This window comes from Nostoc sp. DSM 114167, assembly GCF_052692655.1.
In genome coordinates, this window is record NZ_CP195116.1 from 2,619,491 (window position 1) to 2,635,831 (window position 16,341).

A 16,341-nucleotide genomic window follows, 5' to 3' on the forward strand; every position below is an offset into this window, starting at 1 on the left:
CACCATCCTCTTATATCCACTGCCTCACACAACAGCCGATCGTAGACATCACTTTTAAATATGACAATTTTAAAACTGGAGTTATTTCGATCGCAATTTCCGAAACCGAGAGGTGCGCCTGTGAAGTGGAATTCTTATACCCATGCTGCTGCTGTTTCCCAACCTAAACCCCTCCGTATAATTGCTGCTTCGTCTCCGGTCATATCTAAGATGGTAGATACTTCAAATGTAGGTTCCTCGCCAGTGTCTACAATTATGTCTACCAACTTGTCCAAACGATCGAATAGCTCTACCCGCGACTGAATCGTTTCAGGATCTATCCGAATCATGCCATTATCTGCTTCATCTGGTGGCAGATGTGCTGAAGTTGAAATAATCGGATTGCCCAAGGCTGCCAGCAACTCCAAACACACAGTATGGTTTGGTACTCTAATTCCAGTAGTTTTCCGCTTGGGGCTTTGCACCAATCGCGGTACTAACTTCGTAGCTGGGAGTAAAAACGTGTATGGTCCTGGAATCAGGCGTTTCATAATCCGATAGGCTGTGTCACTTACGAAGGCATAAGTTGCCACATTTGAAAGCGAGGGACATAAAAATGTCAATGGTTTATCGTTTGCTAGCTGTTTAATTTGCCGCACTCGTTCTACCGCCGACTTGGCATTCAAATCACAACCGATCGCATAGACTGTATCAGTAGGGTAAAGCATGACTGCGCCACTAGAGAGCGCCGACTTTATTTCCTCTATTCGGCGAATTTGAGGATTATCCGGATGAACTGGGAAAATTTTTGCCATAACTCGGTGAGTGGGATTGGGGAGGGGGAGCAGAGGGGCAGAGGGGCAGGGGAGACAAGGGGACAAGGGGACAAGAGGACAAGTTTCTCCTTTTCTCCCCCCTCTTCCTTGTCTACCTTGTCTCTTCTCCATGCCCAATGCCCTATGACTAATGACAAATAATTAATGACTAATGACAAATTTATTATGAATAAAATCGCTTATCTTCAATGTCCGACAGGAATTTCTGGTGATATGTGCCTGGGTGCTTTGGTAAGTTTGGGTGTTCCTGTGGAGTATTTAATTGAAAAACTTAATGGGTTGGGTATTGAACAGGAATATCAGTTAAGGGCGGAACTTGTCCAACGGAATGGTCAACAGGCAACTAAAGTCCATGTGGATTTAGTACGCGATCGCCATCACCACCATCACCACGATGGCGAACACAGTCACCATCACACACGCCACTTGCCAGAAATAGAGCAGATGATTTTCAAAGCTCAGTTGCCATCAAGGGCAGAAGCTTGGAGTTTAGCGGTATTCCAACAGCTAGCGGTGGCAGAAGGGGCGGTGCATGGCATTGCACCTGAAAAAGTTCATTTTCATGAAGTTGGTGCTATAGATGCGATCGTAGATATTGTGGGTACTTGCCTGGGGTTGGATTGGTTGGGGATTGCGAGCAATGATCAAGGATTGCCCCTACTTTACTGCTCGGCGTTCCCGACTGGTGGCGGCACTGTTCGGGCTGCACATGGTCAGATGGCAGTACCAGTCCCAGCGGTATTAAAGCTGTGGGAAATGCGGGGTTGTCCAGTTTATAGCAATGGCATTGACAGAGAATTAGTAACACCAACAGGAGCCGCGATCGCCACTACTTTGGCAAGAGATTTTGGTTCACCACCTGCGATCGCTATCAAGCAGATAGGACTGGGAGCAGGAACCATCAATTTACCCATTCCCAATATTTTACGCCTCTGGTTGGGTGAAAGCGCAAGTTTACAGTCAAATTTCAGTGATTCTGAAGAAACTAGCTCAAATTTGGAAACCATCTCGGTATTAGAAACCCAAATTGATGATTTAAGTCCACAAGCGATCGGCTATGTGTTTGAGGCGTTATTTGCGGCTGGTGCGCTGGATGTTTTTACCCAAGCGATCGGTATGAAAAAGTCGCGTCCGGGAATTTTGCTAACTGTGATTTGTCATCCAGAAAATTTACTCAGTTGTGAAGCTGTTATCTTCCGCGAAACTACAACTTTAGGTATTCGGCGGACAACTCAACAACGCGCCATTTTACAACGGGAAATTCAACAAGTGGAAACGGAATATGGCAAAGTGCGTGTCAAGATAGCATGGAAAGGGCGATCGCCAGAAAAAGTTATTGCAAATGTGCAGCCAGAATATGAAGATTGTGCAGACTTAGCCCGAAAACATAATATTCCCTGGCGCGAAATTCAGCGGTTGGCGTTACAGCGTTGGTATTTAGTCAATGCCTGATCCCAATTCCTCTTTCCCAGTCTCCGACTGGGAATGCCATCCTCAAGGCTCCGCCTTCTATCACACATCAATTAACTCTACCTGTAATAAACTTAGTTCCCCCATATAATTGCGGCAACTAGAATACCTCCAATATGCGGGATTATCGACATAACCACGCCTCGCTGGATGTTGTGAATTCTTAGTTTCGAGGAGAAACTGAAGATAGCTAAGATTCTCTGAGAAAATAAACAGATTTTAGAGAAAATTAAACGAAACTACGCTGTGATATAAGCAAGGATATAGTTTTTTCTACTCGCAGCTGTTTGAAAAAAATCCACTATTTTTGAGTAGCAACTTTTAATTGATATGACAACCTCACTCTGATTTTCTGTCCACCAAATATCTGGGGGTACTTGATGTTCTATCATTGATGCTGTATTGTATCGGGCAATTAGCACTTCTGGCGAGATTTTAACAAGAAGCTCTGAGATTTCCTGAACTTCATTTGGTTCAAGATAGCGTATTGGCCCAAAATCAAACCAAATCTCATCAGTATCTAAAGGGACTCCACCAAAAATCAATTTTTTGAGTGGATTGCTTTTATTGGTTCCTGGCCCAACAAGTAAAAAGTCAATTACTCCCCACCATATATCAATACATAGATAATCTCCATACGGTGATTCTGTTAAATCACTGTAGATTAAATTCTTCTGAATTATACGGCTTTCTTTAATTTTCTTGAATTCAGTGAAATTCATCTGCCGATAGTAAGCTAACATCACTGCGTTTTTACCTTTATTGACAGAAATCATCTACATCCCAAAATAAGTTTTTTTGTCCCATATGTTTATTGAATAAAAAGGAGATATTCACAAAATCACTAAATTAGAGCCTTCATCAAATATTGTGTCAATGTAAACGCATCTACACCTAATTCGGTACGCTCTTGGGCGGCTATTATACCTGCTTGGGAATGCCACCATGCAGCAGTTGCAACAATATCTTCTAGGGGAATCTGTTTAGTTGCTGCTTGCGCTAACAGTCCACCCAGTAACCCAGTTAACACGTCGCCGCTACCGCCACGGGCTAAGGCGGGTGTACTTTCAGGAACAATCCAAACAGCACCTTGAGGGTTGGCGATCGCAGTTCTTGCCCCTTTCAACAATACTACTGCCTCACTTTGGGCGGCAGCTTCTTGTACTGCTTTCACTCTGTCATGTTTAGCATCAGCGACATCAGGAAACAATCGCTCAAATTCGCCAGTGTGGGGTGTGAGTACGGTTACTGCTTGGCGTTTTTTTAATGTGGCGATCGCTCCCATTTGTGCCAAGATATTTAAACCATCGGCATCGAGAAGCAGAGGGCGATCGCTCTTAATTACCTCTTGCACAATGGGCGTAGCATCTCGTGTTAAACCGGGGCCACAAGCGATCGCATTAAAGGAACTCAGATCGGTTTTTTCTGGTAATTTTAATTGGGCTATGGCTCCACTTTCCGTCTCTGGACAACCGACAATTAGCGCTTCTGGTAAGTGTGACACTAAAAGAGATTTCAGCGATTCGGGTACGGCAATCGAAAGCATCCCGACACCACTAGCCCTTGCACCCAAACCAGTTAAAATTGCTCCACCTGCATAGCGCCGCGAACCGCAAATCAGCAGTAAATGTCCTTCCTTATATTTGTGAGTAACTACTGGACGGGGTAAAGGTAAAGTAGCAAGTGCCTTTGCTCGTGTAATCCGTTTAATTTTAGGTACATCTTGGAGAACAGCTTCTACATCAGCTAAAGGAATATCGAAATCGATTAACTCAGCTTTACCAAGATATTCCAACGCCCGATCTTGGAAGAAAGCTAGTTTCCATAAACCTAAGCAAAATGTGTGAGTGGCGCGAATGGCAGTTCCCAAAACTTCGCCTGTGTCGGTGTGTAAACCTGAAGGTAAATCGATACTATAAATTGGTATAGATAATTCATTTAGCTGATTAATTACAGAGGCGATGGGATCGGTCAGGTTTCTTTCTAAACCAAACCCAAACAATCCATCAATCAACAAATCAGAATCTGGCAGTTGCTCAATTGTTTGATGAATTGGAATACCCAAACTCTGGGCATATTGCAAGTGCTGCGAAGTTAATTCTTTGAGCTTAGAGAAAGGAGAATAAATCCAAATTTCACACCCGCGAAAGTATAATTCACGGGCTACGACTAAAGCATCCCCACCATTATGACCGGGGCCGACAAGAATTCCTACACGAGATCCCCTTAATAAAGGGGTGTTTAAAGAAATCTCTGGAATGCGACGAGCAATTAATCCCGCCACCTTTTCCATCAAAGCAACTACAGGCATTCCCGCTGCAAAGATCCGCTTTTCAATATCGCGCATCTGCCCAGCAGTCACTACCACTTGCGAAATTTGTTCTTGCCTATCTTGCATCAGTCTTGAGTGGTGAGTTATGAGTTTCGGATTAACTCTTATTTTGACACTACCAATATTGACTCATATTCCACTCAAAAAAGTTACAAACCGATTTCCACATCTTCAAGAACGCCGAGTGCATCGGGGATGAGGACGGCTGCGGAGTAGTAGGCTGTGACGAGGTAGGAGATAATGGCCTTTTCGCTGATGCCCATGAATCGGACGGACAAACTAGGCTGGTATTCGTCCGGGATACCAGTTTGATGTAAGCCAATCACGCCCTGATCTTTCTCACCAGTGCGGAGTATAAGGATAGAACTGGTCTGATTCTTAGTAATCGGGATCTTGTTACAGGGCAGAATCGGTACATTACGCCACGTAATTATTTTGCTCCCATCCATATCGATGGTGTCTGGATAGATACCTCGACGGTTGCACTGGCGACCGAAGGCTGCAATAGTGCGGGGATGAGCTAAGAAGAACCTCGACTTCCGCCGACGGGTGACTAATTCATCCAGGTCATCGGGAGTGGGGGGGCCGCTGCGGCTGTAGATGCGCTGTTTGAGGTCGGCGTTGTGCAGCAATCCAAATTCGCGGTTGTTGATCAACTCGTATTCTTGACGTTCCCGCAATGCCTCAATCGTCAGCCGCAATTGTTCTTCCGTCTGGTTGTATGGTTGATTGTACAGATCCGCAACGCGAGTATTCACTCGCAACACAGTCTGAGCAATGCTCAACTGATATTCGCGGGGTGAAAGTTCGTAGTCAACAAATGTTCCCGGTAACGTCGTCTCTTGACTATGACTGGTTGACAACGCGATCGCAGCTTCCCCATACTTGTTTTGTGGAAGTTCAGCGCGAGTCCTAAACTGCTCAAGTTGAGCCTGCAACGCCTGCGACTGGTTGAGCAGTTCCTGAAATGCCTGTTGTGGTAGCGCCAATACTGTGCATCGGGTCACAGCCTTGACCGTGAACTTCCAATTGCTTTCTGATTCCAACAACACGCGATCGCCAAAATAATCACCGTCAGCTAGCGTATCCAACAAAGGCTGCTCGTCATACTTACCAATACCAATCTTGTTCGCTTTGCCATGTGCGATCAAGAAAAGCTGATTGGCTGGCTGACCTGACTGGACTATGATATCACCAGGTGCAAACTCCTGCTGAACAAACTGACTTGCCAACGCCCTCAGCACCTCGGTATCGTCAAATCCTCGCAGCAAGGGCAACTCACCAAGTTCTTGAGGAATCACCTGCACCTCAGCTCCGGTGTTAGAGAAACTTAACCGTCCATCACCCACCGTATAGGTCAACCGACGGTTCAGCCGATAAGTCCCACCCTTCGTTTGCACCCACGGCAACATCTTCAACAACCACCGCGAGGTAATTTCCTGTGTCTGTGGTGCAGATTTGGTGGTCGTAGACAAATTACGCGCAGCATCTTTACTCAAACTCAGTTGAGGTTGTCCACTCTCAATATTTGAATTTGATTCAATAAAATCCGTCATCAACCGATCCTCTAGTTACTAATAAAAGTGCCATTCAGTACTGAGTGCTGAGTTCCATTAGCGGATAGCTAACAGCACTCAACACTCCTGATAGAATGGCACGCTTGTTAAGATACAGCCCTTATCCTGACTGGTTTACAGCTTCCAGGCTGGGAACTCATTCTGGGAGGCTCCACCTCCATAGCTTGACAAGAGGTAGAACCTCTTTTGAATACATTCCCAGCCCGGAGGCTAGGAACGAGGCTACACAAGCTTTTGGGCTTTACAAGCGTGCCATTCACTCCTGATATTTAGCGCCCGATCTCAACATCTTCGAGGATGCCAAGTGCGTCAGGAGTGAGGACGGCTGCGGAGTAATAAGCAGTCACGAGGTAGGAGATGATTGCCTTTTCGCTGATGCCCATGAATCGAACAGACAAGCTGGGTTGGTATTCATCGGGGATACCAGTTTGATGTAAGCCGATTACCCCTTGTTTTTCTACACCAGTGCGGAGCAAAAGAATAGAACTGGTGCGGTTATTGGTGATGGGGATCTTGTTGGAAGGAAAGATCGGTACGCCACGCCAAGATGTGACCTGAACGCCGTTCACATCTACGCTTTGTGGATAGAGACCCAGGCGGTTGGCCTCACGACCGAAGGCAGCGATCGTGCGGGGGTGAGCCAGGAAGAATCCCGGCTCCTTCCATACTGTCGCCAACAGTTCGTCAAGGTCATCGGGAGTAGGTGCGCCGCTACTGCTGTAGATCCGTTGTTTGAGGTCGGCGTTGTGCAGCAACCCGAATTCGCGGTTGTTGAGCAACTCGTATTCTTGACGTTCCCGCAATGCCTCAATCGTCAGCCGCAGTTGTTCTTCAGTCTGGTTGTATGGTTCATTGTACAGATCGGCTACCCGCGTACTTACTCGCAAGACCGTTTGAGCAATGCTCAACTCATATTCTCTGGGTGTGAGTTCGTAATCGGCGAAGGTTCCCGGCAACTCAGCCTCTTGGGGATGATCGGCTGCCAGTTCAATGGCAGCTTCACCTTGGGGAGTCTGTGGCTGGTTCAGGCGAAGGCGGAACTGTTCAACATGGGTTCCTAACGCCTCAGACTGAGCGATCGCCCTTTCAAACGCCGCTTGGGGTAGCGACAAAACGATGGTTCTGGTAATCGCCTTGAGGGTGTACTGCCAAGTATCTTCGGATTGCACCACAGTTTCATCACCGAAATGGTCGCCGTCAGCTAGCACATCAAACACAATCTGTTCGCCATACTTGCCAACACCAATCTTGTTTACCTTGCCACGAGCAATTAGAATTACGCGATCGGCAGGTTGGCCAAGTTCAACAATTACATCATCTGGGGCGTACTCCTGCTGCTCAAACTGGGTTGCCAAGGCGGTCAATACGTCAAGGTTGTTAAACCCCCGCAGCAAGGGCAACTCAGTCAGTTCCAGGGGAATCACCTGCACCGCAGCTCCAGTGTTGGTGAAAGTCACCCGCCCATCACCCACGGAATAACTCAATCGACGGTTGACTCGATAGGCGCCACCTTTTGTCTGCACCCACGGCAACAACTTCAACAACCACCGCGATGTAATTTCCTGGGTCTGCGGTGCAGATTTGGCTGTTGTCGCCAAATTACGCGCCGCAGCTGTACTTAAAGTTAACTGGGGCAGCCGATCTTCTTCGTTCAAATTGGGATCGTTAGAATACGTCACAACTTAATCCTCCACTTTTTAGTTACTAAAAAAATTGATCTCACGCGATCGCACACTCACCTTGAATTAACCAATACGGTTCAATTAAGTGCTACTGGCAAGAATTTTGGGTTTTGGAGACGCGATAAATCGCCGTCTCTACAGGTGTTTTGTTGCTCATTCTGAAGTGTATTGTTGAACTAACTCACCGACACTTCATTGACCGCGTAATGACCTTAAACTCCCCTCACCGAACCAATACGCCTAGCTGAAGTACCCAGCCCTCTGGGCCCGCTAAGTAGCCGCCCTGCTAAGGAATTACGCAATTCAAATTCCTTATAGCGGTCTACCGCTATATGCCACTTGAGTACGCCGCACATCCACTGCTCTAGTTTCTTGACGTATCCGAGCAGTTTTTCGCGGGTACTTGCATCTAGGTTGAAATCATCGAAAAGAACTGGCAGTTCGGTAGCGACGATCAGTTGAAACTGGAGCGCTCTAGAGGTCATTAGATTGTTGACAACTTCAACAGCCTGTGCCTTACCGCAATTGAGGAAATTCTGAACGACCAGCACACAGTTATGGATTTCGCCCTCGAATTCGATTTCTTTCTGATAGGAGAAGATATCGTTGGTAAAACAGGCGAAGTCGGCGGCGGAATTATCCAGCGATCGCATCGTTCGGGTGCGGTAAATCTCCTGTGGGATCTCGTTACCCTGAGCTAGTCGCGACAGACTCATGGTTAGATCCGAGCCAAAGGTCTTACGGCGCATCTCAATATAATCTATCGGGTCGGGAATCCGATTTTGGATTTGGTTGGCGAGTTCCCACACCCAGCTGTCAGTCATATCCTGAATCGCCCGGCGGAACTGAGTCCGCGCGTTTAGGGACATAGGGCCAGCTGTGCGAGACCAAATATCTGCCAAGCCGGCTTCTACCGGATTGGTCGGAACCTCGCTGGGGGTGGAGTCATCCAGAGGCATAAACGCTGATAGTCGGGCATTGAACACTTTCGCACCAGCCATGTTGCGGTTATTGCCGTAGAGTGCTGGGAAGTAATCATCGGCATAGGTTCCCCAAACCAGCCAGCAGGCGGTCAGATTCAGCTCGTGACCAGATCCATTCGGATGGATCAACGCACCACATAGGGCTACATCGGCAACATCAAACTTGTGGTCATCCCAGATGACGGCATCAGGAATCCCAGGTAGTGATTCCAGCATCCCCATCTCACGCGCCCATTCTTTGGAATGCTTCCGCGCAGCATCCAGATGGGGATTCAAGCTTGTAGTGAAGGGCATGTAAAACTTCGGCAGTGTTACTGGCCCGACAGCCTGGTATGGAACGTGAGTAAAGCTCTTGAACCTTCCTAAACCCAAGGCGGCATATAGCGATTCAATCCGCGCAGCCGATGTGCCTAGCCCTGTAGGGCCTCCCAGAAGTGTGGATGTCGAAGAATTGTTTCCTCCCTTATTCATGTAACGGCTCGATCGCATGTGCCACTCGTGACCGCCCGATTGCCAGTCTTGGAGTCCTTTGATGTAAAGGAGAACATTCACACGAGCCACTGGATCTAGTCCGTACTCCTCAAACAGGGGAGGTAACTCAGTAACGGCAGTGTTATCAAACTGGTATAACCGCGAAGTTAACAGTTCGTTGGTAAGGTTAGCCGCCTCCTGAGTACTGACATTTAAAAAGCGCTCCAAGACCAGCACGCAGTTGGCGTTTTCACCTTCATCCTCCACTTCTCTCTGGTAGGAAAATAAGTCGTTGCGAAGATGCACTCCATCAGCAAATGTGTCTTTGAGGATACGCATTGGCCGAGTTGAGGCGATTTGGGGGGGAATTTCTATAAACACGGCGTGTTCGACGAGATCCGCTGACCACGGAGCGCCACCAACTTTGCGGCGCATCTCAATGTATTCGATGGGGTTGGCGACCCGATCTTGGTTGATATTGGCGAGTTCCCACAGAGACTCTTCTAAGAGGTTCTTGGTACTCTCGAAGAATCGAAGTCGCCAGTCCACAGATTTAGTAAAAGCAGTGCGAGACCACAGGTCAGCCAAACCGCGCTCTACTGGGTTGGTCGGAACGGAAGGGGTATCAGTGGGATGCACTGGCATAAACGCTGGCAGCCGATCGAGATACTCCTTTGCCCCAGCCATGTCTTGGGTGCGCTTATAGATTTCCAGGAAGTGATCGTCGAAGAAGAACACCCAAACATACCAGTCGGTTACTAAGTCAAGCTCCGTTCCTGGTGCATCTGGATGGGTATACGAGCAAAGCAAGGCATAGTCGTGAGCATCGAATGTGCGCTCGTCCCAGATAACCGAGCTTTCCGCTTCCTCTTCTGAGCCAAGTATCCCCATCTCGTAAGCCCACGCTTTGGAATGGACTCGTGCCGCTTCCAGGTTTGGGTTCAGCCGTGCGGGCCAAGGCGTGTAAAATTCTGGCAGTTCAAAGGGTTGCATGATCTGCGCTAAACCTCCTCTGGAGTCTTCTTCTATCTTTATTTCGTGGCCGATCTGAGCATTGTTGCAATTTACAAGTATGAATGGCACGCTTGTAAAGCTATAAGCTTTGCCCTAACTGGTTAAGAGCCTGGAGGCTCTTAATCCATTCTCGGAGGCTCCGCCTCCAGTGGCTTGACCAGAGGCAGCAGCCCTCTTGAAATACATTCCCAGTCTTCAGACTGGGAACGAGGTGACACAAGCCTTTCGCCTTTTCGTTAGTGCCATTCTCACAAGTATCATCACTACCCAGCTAGATCCCCACATTTGGTTTGCTCGTGGTGGCTCGTTTCAAGGCGATAGTATTAAGATGCTCATAATCTAAATAACGAGCTATGTACGTTTTATTTGAAGTTTTTGGCAAATCAATTTTTAATACTGAATCTTGGTGCTCTCATAATTTTTCATAGTTGTAAATAAAAAGCAATCCGTAGATTCAAGCCGTTAAGCAAATAGTTCAATCAAAAATTGAATAATTAGAAGACAGTTAAGACAGTTAAACAAATAGTTAAATCAAAAATTAAAGAATTAAAAGACAGTTAAGACAGTTAAGCAGATAGTTAAAAGATTTAAGATAGTTATTAAAGAAAAAATACTAATTGTTAATTCTTTGCAACTAATGTTTATTAAGGCATTACCATTCCAAAACCGAAAAAGCGATCGCACACACTGAATTACAACCCAGTGTTAGTCAAACTATGGTGCGATTTCGCAGCAATGTGACTAATATGCCTGTAATCATCGAAAAATCCCAAAAGGGCTGAAAAAGTCTTCTCCTACTCCTCACTTACTTTTTCAAGCTAGTGGTAAAAAAATATTGCTGTCACTTTGGCTGAAAGCTAGATACCATTAGATTCGGCGTGTTTACTGTTCGGGAGTGCCAAAATGTCTAAACAGCTGGGTCAAAAAATTGCACCAACACCTATATCAAATGATATCAGTGTGGTGGATTTGATCGATCGATACTTCACCGCTTACAACTCAGCGCGGTTGCGGGAAATCTGCCAACTACTGAGTCGCGATGTCCTAACAGAAGGTGTCACGGTGGGAGTTAGCCTTTCCGGTGCGATGACGCCAGCAGGATTTGGGGTTTCAGCGCTTGCACCTTTGATTCGCAACGGCTTTATTGACTGGATGATTAGCACTGGTGCAAATCTTTACCACGATATGCATTATGGTTTGGGTTTTGAACTCTTTGCTGGTAATCCGTTTTTGGATGATGTGAAACTGCGTCAAGAAGGCACGATCCGCATTTATGACATTATCTTTGGTTATGATGTGCTGCTAGAAACTGATGCGTTCATCCGCAAGATTCTCCAAGGAGAAGCGTTTCAGAAGCGGATGGGAACGGCTGAGTTTCACCATTTACTAGGTAAATATGTCCGAGAAGTAGAAAAACAATTGGGTGTGCAGCATTCCTGCTTGCTAGCTACAGCTTATGAATATGGCGTACCGATTTATACGTCTTCTCCAGGAGATAGCTCAATTGGGATGAACGTAGCGGCTTTAGCATTGGAAGGTTCGCAGTTGGTAATAGATCCATCAATTGACGTGAATGAGACAGCAGCGATCGCATATAATGCCCGTGAATCAGGAGGTAAAAGTGCGGCTGTAATTCTTGGTGGCGGTAGTCCTAAAAACTTTTTGCTACAAACTCAACCGCAACTTCACGAAGTTTTAGGGTTGGAAGAACGAGGACACGATTATTTTGTGCAGTTTACCGATGCACGTCCAGATACAGGCGGTTTATCTGGGGCGACCCCATCGGAAGCTGTCAGCTGGGGTAAAATTGACCCGGATGAGTTACCTAACACAATCGTTTGTTATACCGATAGCACGATCGCTTTACCACTGGTGAGTGCGTATGTGTTAAACAAATGCCAGCCTCGTCCCCTGAAGCGTATATACGACAGGCGAGAAGCCATTTTAGATAAACTGCAAAAAGATTATCTAGCAGCCAAAACCCAACCATCAGATCGGGTTCCAGCAGCGGTTGCTGAAAGTGCTTCACAGCCAACAGCAACTTATCCCTGTGGACGACTGATTCCGAATACTCACTAAGGGAATAGGCAGAAGGGCAGGGGGGCAGGGGAGACAAGGGGACAAGGGGACAAGGGGGAATTATAGAACAAGTTTCTCCCTTGTCTACCTTGTCTCTTCTCATGCCTAATGCCCTCATCCCTTGCGTCCAATCAACAAATAAGTTGTCATCTTCCCTTTGCCTTTAACTTCGATTTCGCCTCGTTTTTCAAATGCAAATTGATCGCACAAACACTTATAAGTATTTTCTGTAACTTGGATTTTACCAGCAATACCTTGCGATTCCATAGAGCGAGCGATGTTTACCGTGTCTTTATATTCATAAGTAAACTTATTCAGATCGATGACTTCCCCTACTACCGAACCGCTATGGATGCCGATACGGGTACTGAAATTGTGGTTATTCTCAGTATTAAATAGAGCGATCGCAGTTTGCATATCCAGTGCCATCAGAGCGATCGCTTGAGCACGATCTTGGCGACGTGTAGGTAAGCCACCAACCACCACATAAGCATCGTTGATGGTTCTGATTCTCTCTAAACTATATCGTTCGGTGAGGCGATCGAAAACTGAGAAAATTGGGTTGAGTAGGTTCAGCAGTTGAATTGCACTCATAGAAGTAGCAATTTCGCTGAAGCCAATGATATCTGCAAATAAAACTGTGACATCACCAAAATCTTCGGCAATTTTAGCTGGTTGTTCTTTCACTTCTCTAGAAATTGCGACTGGCAAAATATTCAGCAATAAACGTTCGGTTTCTTTATGCTGATAGCGAAGTGCTTCTTCTGCTGCTACTCGCTGGCTGACATTGCGAAAAATGCCGCGAATCGCAACTGGATGACCTTCAACAAATTTACAATTAATATTACCTTCTAGAAAGATTGTTTGACCGTCTTTAGTAACGAATATAGCTGTTACTTGCCCAAGGTTTTCTCCTGATAGTACGCGATAAAATCTTTGCAAACAGCTTTGTTTAAACTCTGGATGTATAATATCGAAAATACTCATATTCGCGATTTCCGCTTCGCTATATCCCAAAGTTTCTCGCCATGCACGATTGACATACAAAAAACGACCAGATGGATTGACACATTGAATCAAGTCATTAGCATTTTCAAATAAATCTCGATATCGCTCTTCACTTTCTACAAGAGCGTCTTCTGCTTGTTTGCGTTTGATAAATTGGGCAATTTGGCTACCAATAGAACCCATCATTTGCAGTAGGTCTTTATCTTTTGGTAGTAACTCCCGACTAAAGAAAACCATCACTCCTAAGATTTCACTATCGTCTAAAATGGGAAAGCCAAAAGCTGCGTGCAATCCAGCCTCCGCAGCCAGTAGCGATCGCCTTTGATCTCCATCTACTGTGATATCTTTAATCCATAAAGGCAAACGCCCGATCCAAATTCGACCAGGTAAGCCAACCCCAGGTGTATAAGTAGTTTGCCAAGTGATTGCTTTAAACTCTCGGACAGAAACTAATCGACTTGACCAAATTTCTACACACCTTAATACTGCATTAAGACTATCTCCTTGTAAGGAAGTACCAATATATTGGCTTGGTGTCCAAAGTTCGCCTAAATCCCATCCCAAGTTCTGACAAATCGACTGCAAAATTTGGGGAATCCCCTGTTTTATGCTTTGTGATTCTGATAATATGCGAGTAATAGAATACTGGGCACTTGTACGCTGTTCTCGGCGTTGCCAAGCAGTAATATCCCGACCAATATAGACAATATCTTCTAGTCCTTCTGTTTTTTTGGGAATCACTGAACAAGAAAAAGCAATCAACAGTTTCTCTCTAGTTTTGGTTCGACAAACCACTTCTAGATTTTGGGCATTACGTTTTAAATAAGAATGTTGACAAATAGCTTTAATTAAAAATTGATCTTCATCAATGATTAATGATATTGGTTGATTGATTAATTCTTCTTCCTGAAAACCAAATAATTCTTGAGCAGCATGATTTACTTTTTTTATTTTTCCTGAATTACTGGTTACTAACAAAGCATCTGCCATTGAAGTAATGACTTGTTCCATGTAATTAATGTTTGATTAATATACAAGCCTGTTTTTCCAAAAATTATAGAAAGCTTGATTAATATTTTGAATATACTTCTTTTGGATGATTGACAATTTAATATAATATTGCTGTGTGAGTAGCTTATTGTTAACAGTTGCCTTCATGTTTCATTTTAATCCTATGTGGTATTTTCCAAAACGGCGAATTAGATAAGTATTTCAACCAAATATTGCTGTAAACACCTTTCATTAGTTTTGCTATCTTGAAAGTTGATTTTTCAAGATAGCGCGTAGGCGTAGCCCGTCGTAGACATCGCCAGCATTTAGGAAATTTGCAACTCGTCACTTGATAAGAGAGTGGCGATTCTGTAGCTAGGTTCCCGCTACTTTCTTATTCTTCAATTCCATCAATGAAGTTTATGATTGTGCGCTGGCGACAATTTGATTCCAGGCTTTGACTGCTGTCTGTAAATTCTTTGGCAGGTTATTTTGAGAAATATCGTTGTACTGAACCGTACCTTCTTGGCTGGTGAGGGTGTAGGTGATATAATCAGCAGCACCACTGGGGGCTGGGTAACTCAAATTCCGAAATTTACTAAACTGAGAACGTTCTAGCGATCGCACAAATTGTTGTACCTGTTGCACAGAAACGCGGCGAACACTACGTTCAGAATCATTGGCATCACCAATCCGCACACGAATCAGCCGCCCATCTTTGAGTAAAACAGTCTCGTAGGTTCTGCCAGCAAAACCCCCACTGGAGATTTGGCGAAATACTATATCTCGATCTAACGGTGGTGGTAACTCACTAGCTGGAATTTGCACAGGCCCCAGTGTAGTTTCGTTAGCCTTTTGATTCAGCCTGAGTGCGGAACCTGTTTGATTGGTATGATAAACCAATGTTTGACCGACTCCGCCAACAACCACCCGCCAGCCTGATACCAAAGCTTGGGTACAGAATTCATCAGGATTAGCTAATTCTAAGCAGCTATCTCTCCAAGTTTGCTGTTGAGCCTCAATAATGGTTAACTGAGAAATTGGCTGTTGCAAACGTCTGGATGCGGCTTGTAAAACAGCATTTTTTACAGATGTGGGTAATTTATTTGGCAGATTTTCTGAGGGAGTATTTGCCGAAGCTAAACGTAGCGATCGCCCATTATTATTGGTATGATAAACCCAGTTTTGTTTGCCATTAGATACCACAATCCGCCAACCATGAACTAAGGCTTGGGTACAGAATTCATCAGCTTGAGGCAGTTCCAAGCAACCATTACGCCAGGTCTGTTGATTGTAGTTAATAATTTGCAGTTGTCTAGTAGAAATTCCCTGCCTGCGGGCTAAATCGCGCAGTACCGCATTAGCTACTGGACGTGGCAAACGGTTTGGTTTAATATTGTCTTTGAGAACTTCATTGCTTGTTTCTAGCGATAAATTAAGAGAAGCCCCCGTCGCACCTTTTACAAGTGTTAAACTGCTAGCAACAGACAAAATTCCAGTCAAAATCAAAGCAGTGAAAATTCGTGCTTGATTGGTGTTAAAGTAGTTTTTCAACATGATTTTCATAGTAAAATAGAACTAAAAAATAATATCTAGCTACTAATGGACAATAAAGTATATAATTCCAGAACTTCACCAGTTGGAATTACTTTAGTAGCTGTGTTCTGAAGCAGATATAGAGACAGACGCTGATATACTGATTGTTTGTTCCTGATACAAATTCTGGATGAAAATGCACTCAATCAAAATGCCCTATACTCTTACGGTAATCAACTAAGAACTCAAAAGTTTAGGCTTCATTAATATCAGGTTTAGTTAAACACTTATGATATTTGTAGGTTGGGTTGAGGAACGAAACCCAACATGAACAAGGATAGATTTTATTATAAGTAATCAAGCAGACATCATATATAGCGGTTC

General features: G+C 45.1%; 11 protein-coding genes. 3 read left to right on the forward strand and 8 right to left on the reverse strand.

Annotation, left to right across the window (positions count from 1 at the left end):
• Positions 1–134 precede the first annotated feature (134 nt).
• Positions 135–794, reverse strand: a complete 660-nt coding sequence (locus tag NSTC731_RS11270; RefSeq protein ID WP_322694998.1) for an L-threonylcarbamoyladenylate synthase — start codon at positions 792–794, stop codon at positions 135–137.
• A 186-nt stretch (positions 795–980) separates the two neighbouring features.
• On the opposite strand from NSTC731_RS11270, the gene larC reads away from it, so the two are divergent.
• Positions 981–2,267, forward strand: a complete 1,287-nt coding sequence (gene larC / locus NSTC731_RS11275; protein WP_445632068.1) for a nickel pincer cofactor biosynthesis protein LarC — start codon at positions 981–983, stop codon at positions 2,265–2,267.
• Between the two features lie 257 nt (positions 2,268–2,524).
• On the opposite strand, the gene NSTC731_RS11280 is transcribed toward larC, so the two are convergent.
• From NSTC731_RS11280 to NSTC731_RS11300, 5 genes are all read right to left on the reverse strand, one after another.
• Positions 2,525–3,028, reverse strand: coding sequence for a DUF1877 family protein (locus NSTC731_RS11280; protein ID WP_445630870.1), 504 nt, complete (start codon positions 3,026–3,028; stop codon positions 2,525–2,527).
• A 101-nt stretch (positions 3,029–3,129) separates the two neighbouring features.
• On the reverse strand, positions 3,130–4,683 hold the full coding sequence (locus NSTC731_RS11285; RefSeq protein ID WP_445630871.1) for an NAD(P)H-hydrate dehydratase: 1,554 nt from the start codon (positions 4,681–4,683) through the stop codon (positions 3,130–3,132).
• Positions 4,684–4,766: 83 nt separating this feature from the next.
• Positions 4,767–6,173 (reverse strand): family 2B encapsulin nanocompartment shell protein, encoded by a 1,407-nt coding sequence (locus NSTC731_RS11290; RefSeq protein ID WP_445630872.1) that lies wholly within the window; start codon positions 6,171–6,173, stop codon positions 4,767–4,769.
• A gap of 290 nt (positions 6,174–6,463) precedes the next feature.
• Positions 6,464–7,873 carry a family 2B encapsulin nanocompartment shell protein gene (locus NSTC731_RS11295; RefSeq protein WP_445630873.1) on the reverse strand — a complete coding sequence of 470 codons (1,410 nt, stop codon included), beginning with the start codon at positions 7,871–7,873 and terminating at the stop codon, positions 6,464–6,466.
• 215 nt (positions 7,874–8,088) lie between these two features.
• The gene (locus tag NSTC731_RS11300; RefSeq protein WP_445630874.1) at positions 8,089–10,413 is read right to left on the reverse strand and encodes a family 2 encapsulin nanocompartment cargo protein terpene cyclase; all 2,325 of its coding nucleotides are present in this window, start codon (positions 10,411–10,413) and stop codon (positions 8,089–8,091) included.
• A 106-nt stretch (positions 10,414–10,519) separates the two neighbouring features.
• On the opposite strand from NSTC731_RS11300, the gene NSTC731_RS11305 reads away from it, so the two are divergent.
• Together NSTC731_RS11305 and NSTC731_RS11310 are read left to right on the forward strand one after the other, a co-directional pair.
• Positions 10,520–10,687: a hypothetical protein gene (locus tag NSTC731_RS11305; RefSeq protein ID WP_445630875.1), complete on the forward strand. Its 168-nt coding sequence runs from the start codon at positions 10,520–10,522 to the stop codon at positions 10,685–10,687.
• Positions 10,688–11,247: 560 nt separating this feature from the next.
• Complete coding sequence (locus tag NSTC731_RS11310; protein ID WP_322682330.1) at positions 11,248–12,423, forward strand: homospermidine biosynthesis protein; 1,176 nt, start codon at positions 11,248–11,250, stop codon at positions 12,421–12,423.
• Between the two features lie 114 nt (positions 12,424–12,537).
• Here the strand turns inward: NSTC731_RS11310 and NSTC731_RS11315 are convergent, their stop codons facing one another.
• Together NSTC731_RS11315 and NSTC731_RS11320 are read right to left on the reverse strand one after the other, a co-directional pair.
• Positions 12,538–14,442, reverse strand: a complete 1,905-nt coding sequence (locus NSTC731_RS11315; RefSeq protein WP_445630876.1) for an adenylate/guanylate cyclase domain-containing protein — start codon at positions 14,440–14,442, stop codon at positions 12,538–12,540.
• A gap of 399 nt (positions 14,443–14,841) precedes the next feature.
• Positions 14,842–15,987, reverse strand: a complete 1,146-nt coding sequence (locus tag NSTC731_RS11320; protein ID WP_445630877.1) for a hypothetical protein — start codon at positions 15,985–15,987, stop codon at positions 14,842–14,844.
• Positions 15,988–16,341: the final 354 nt, after the last annotated feature.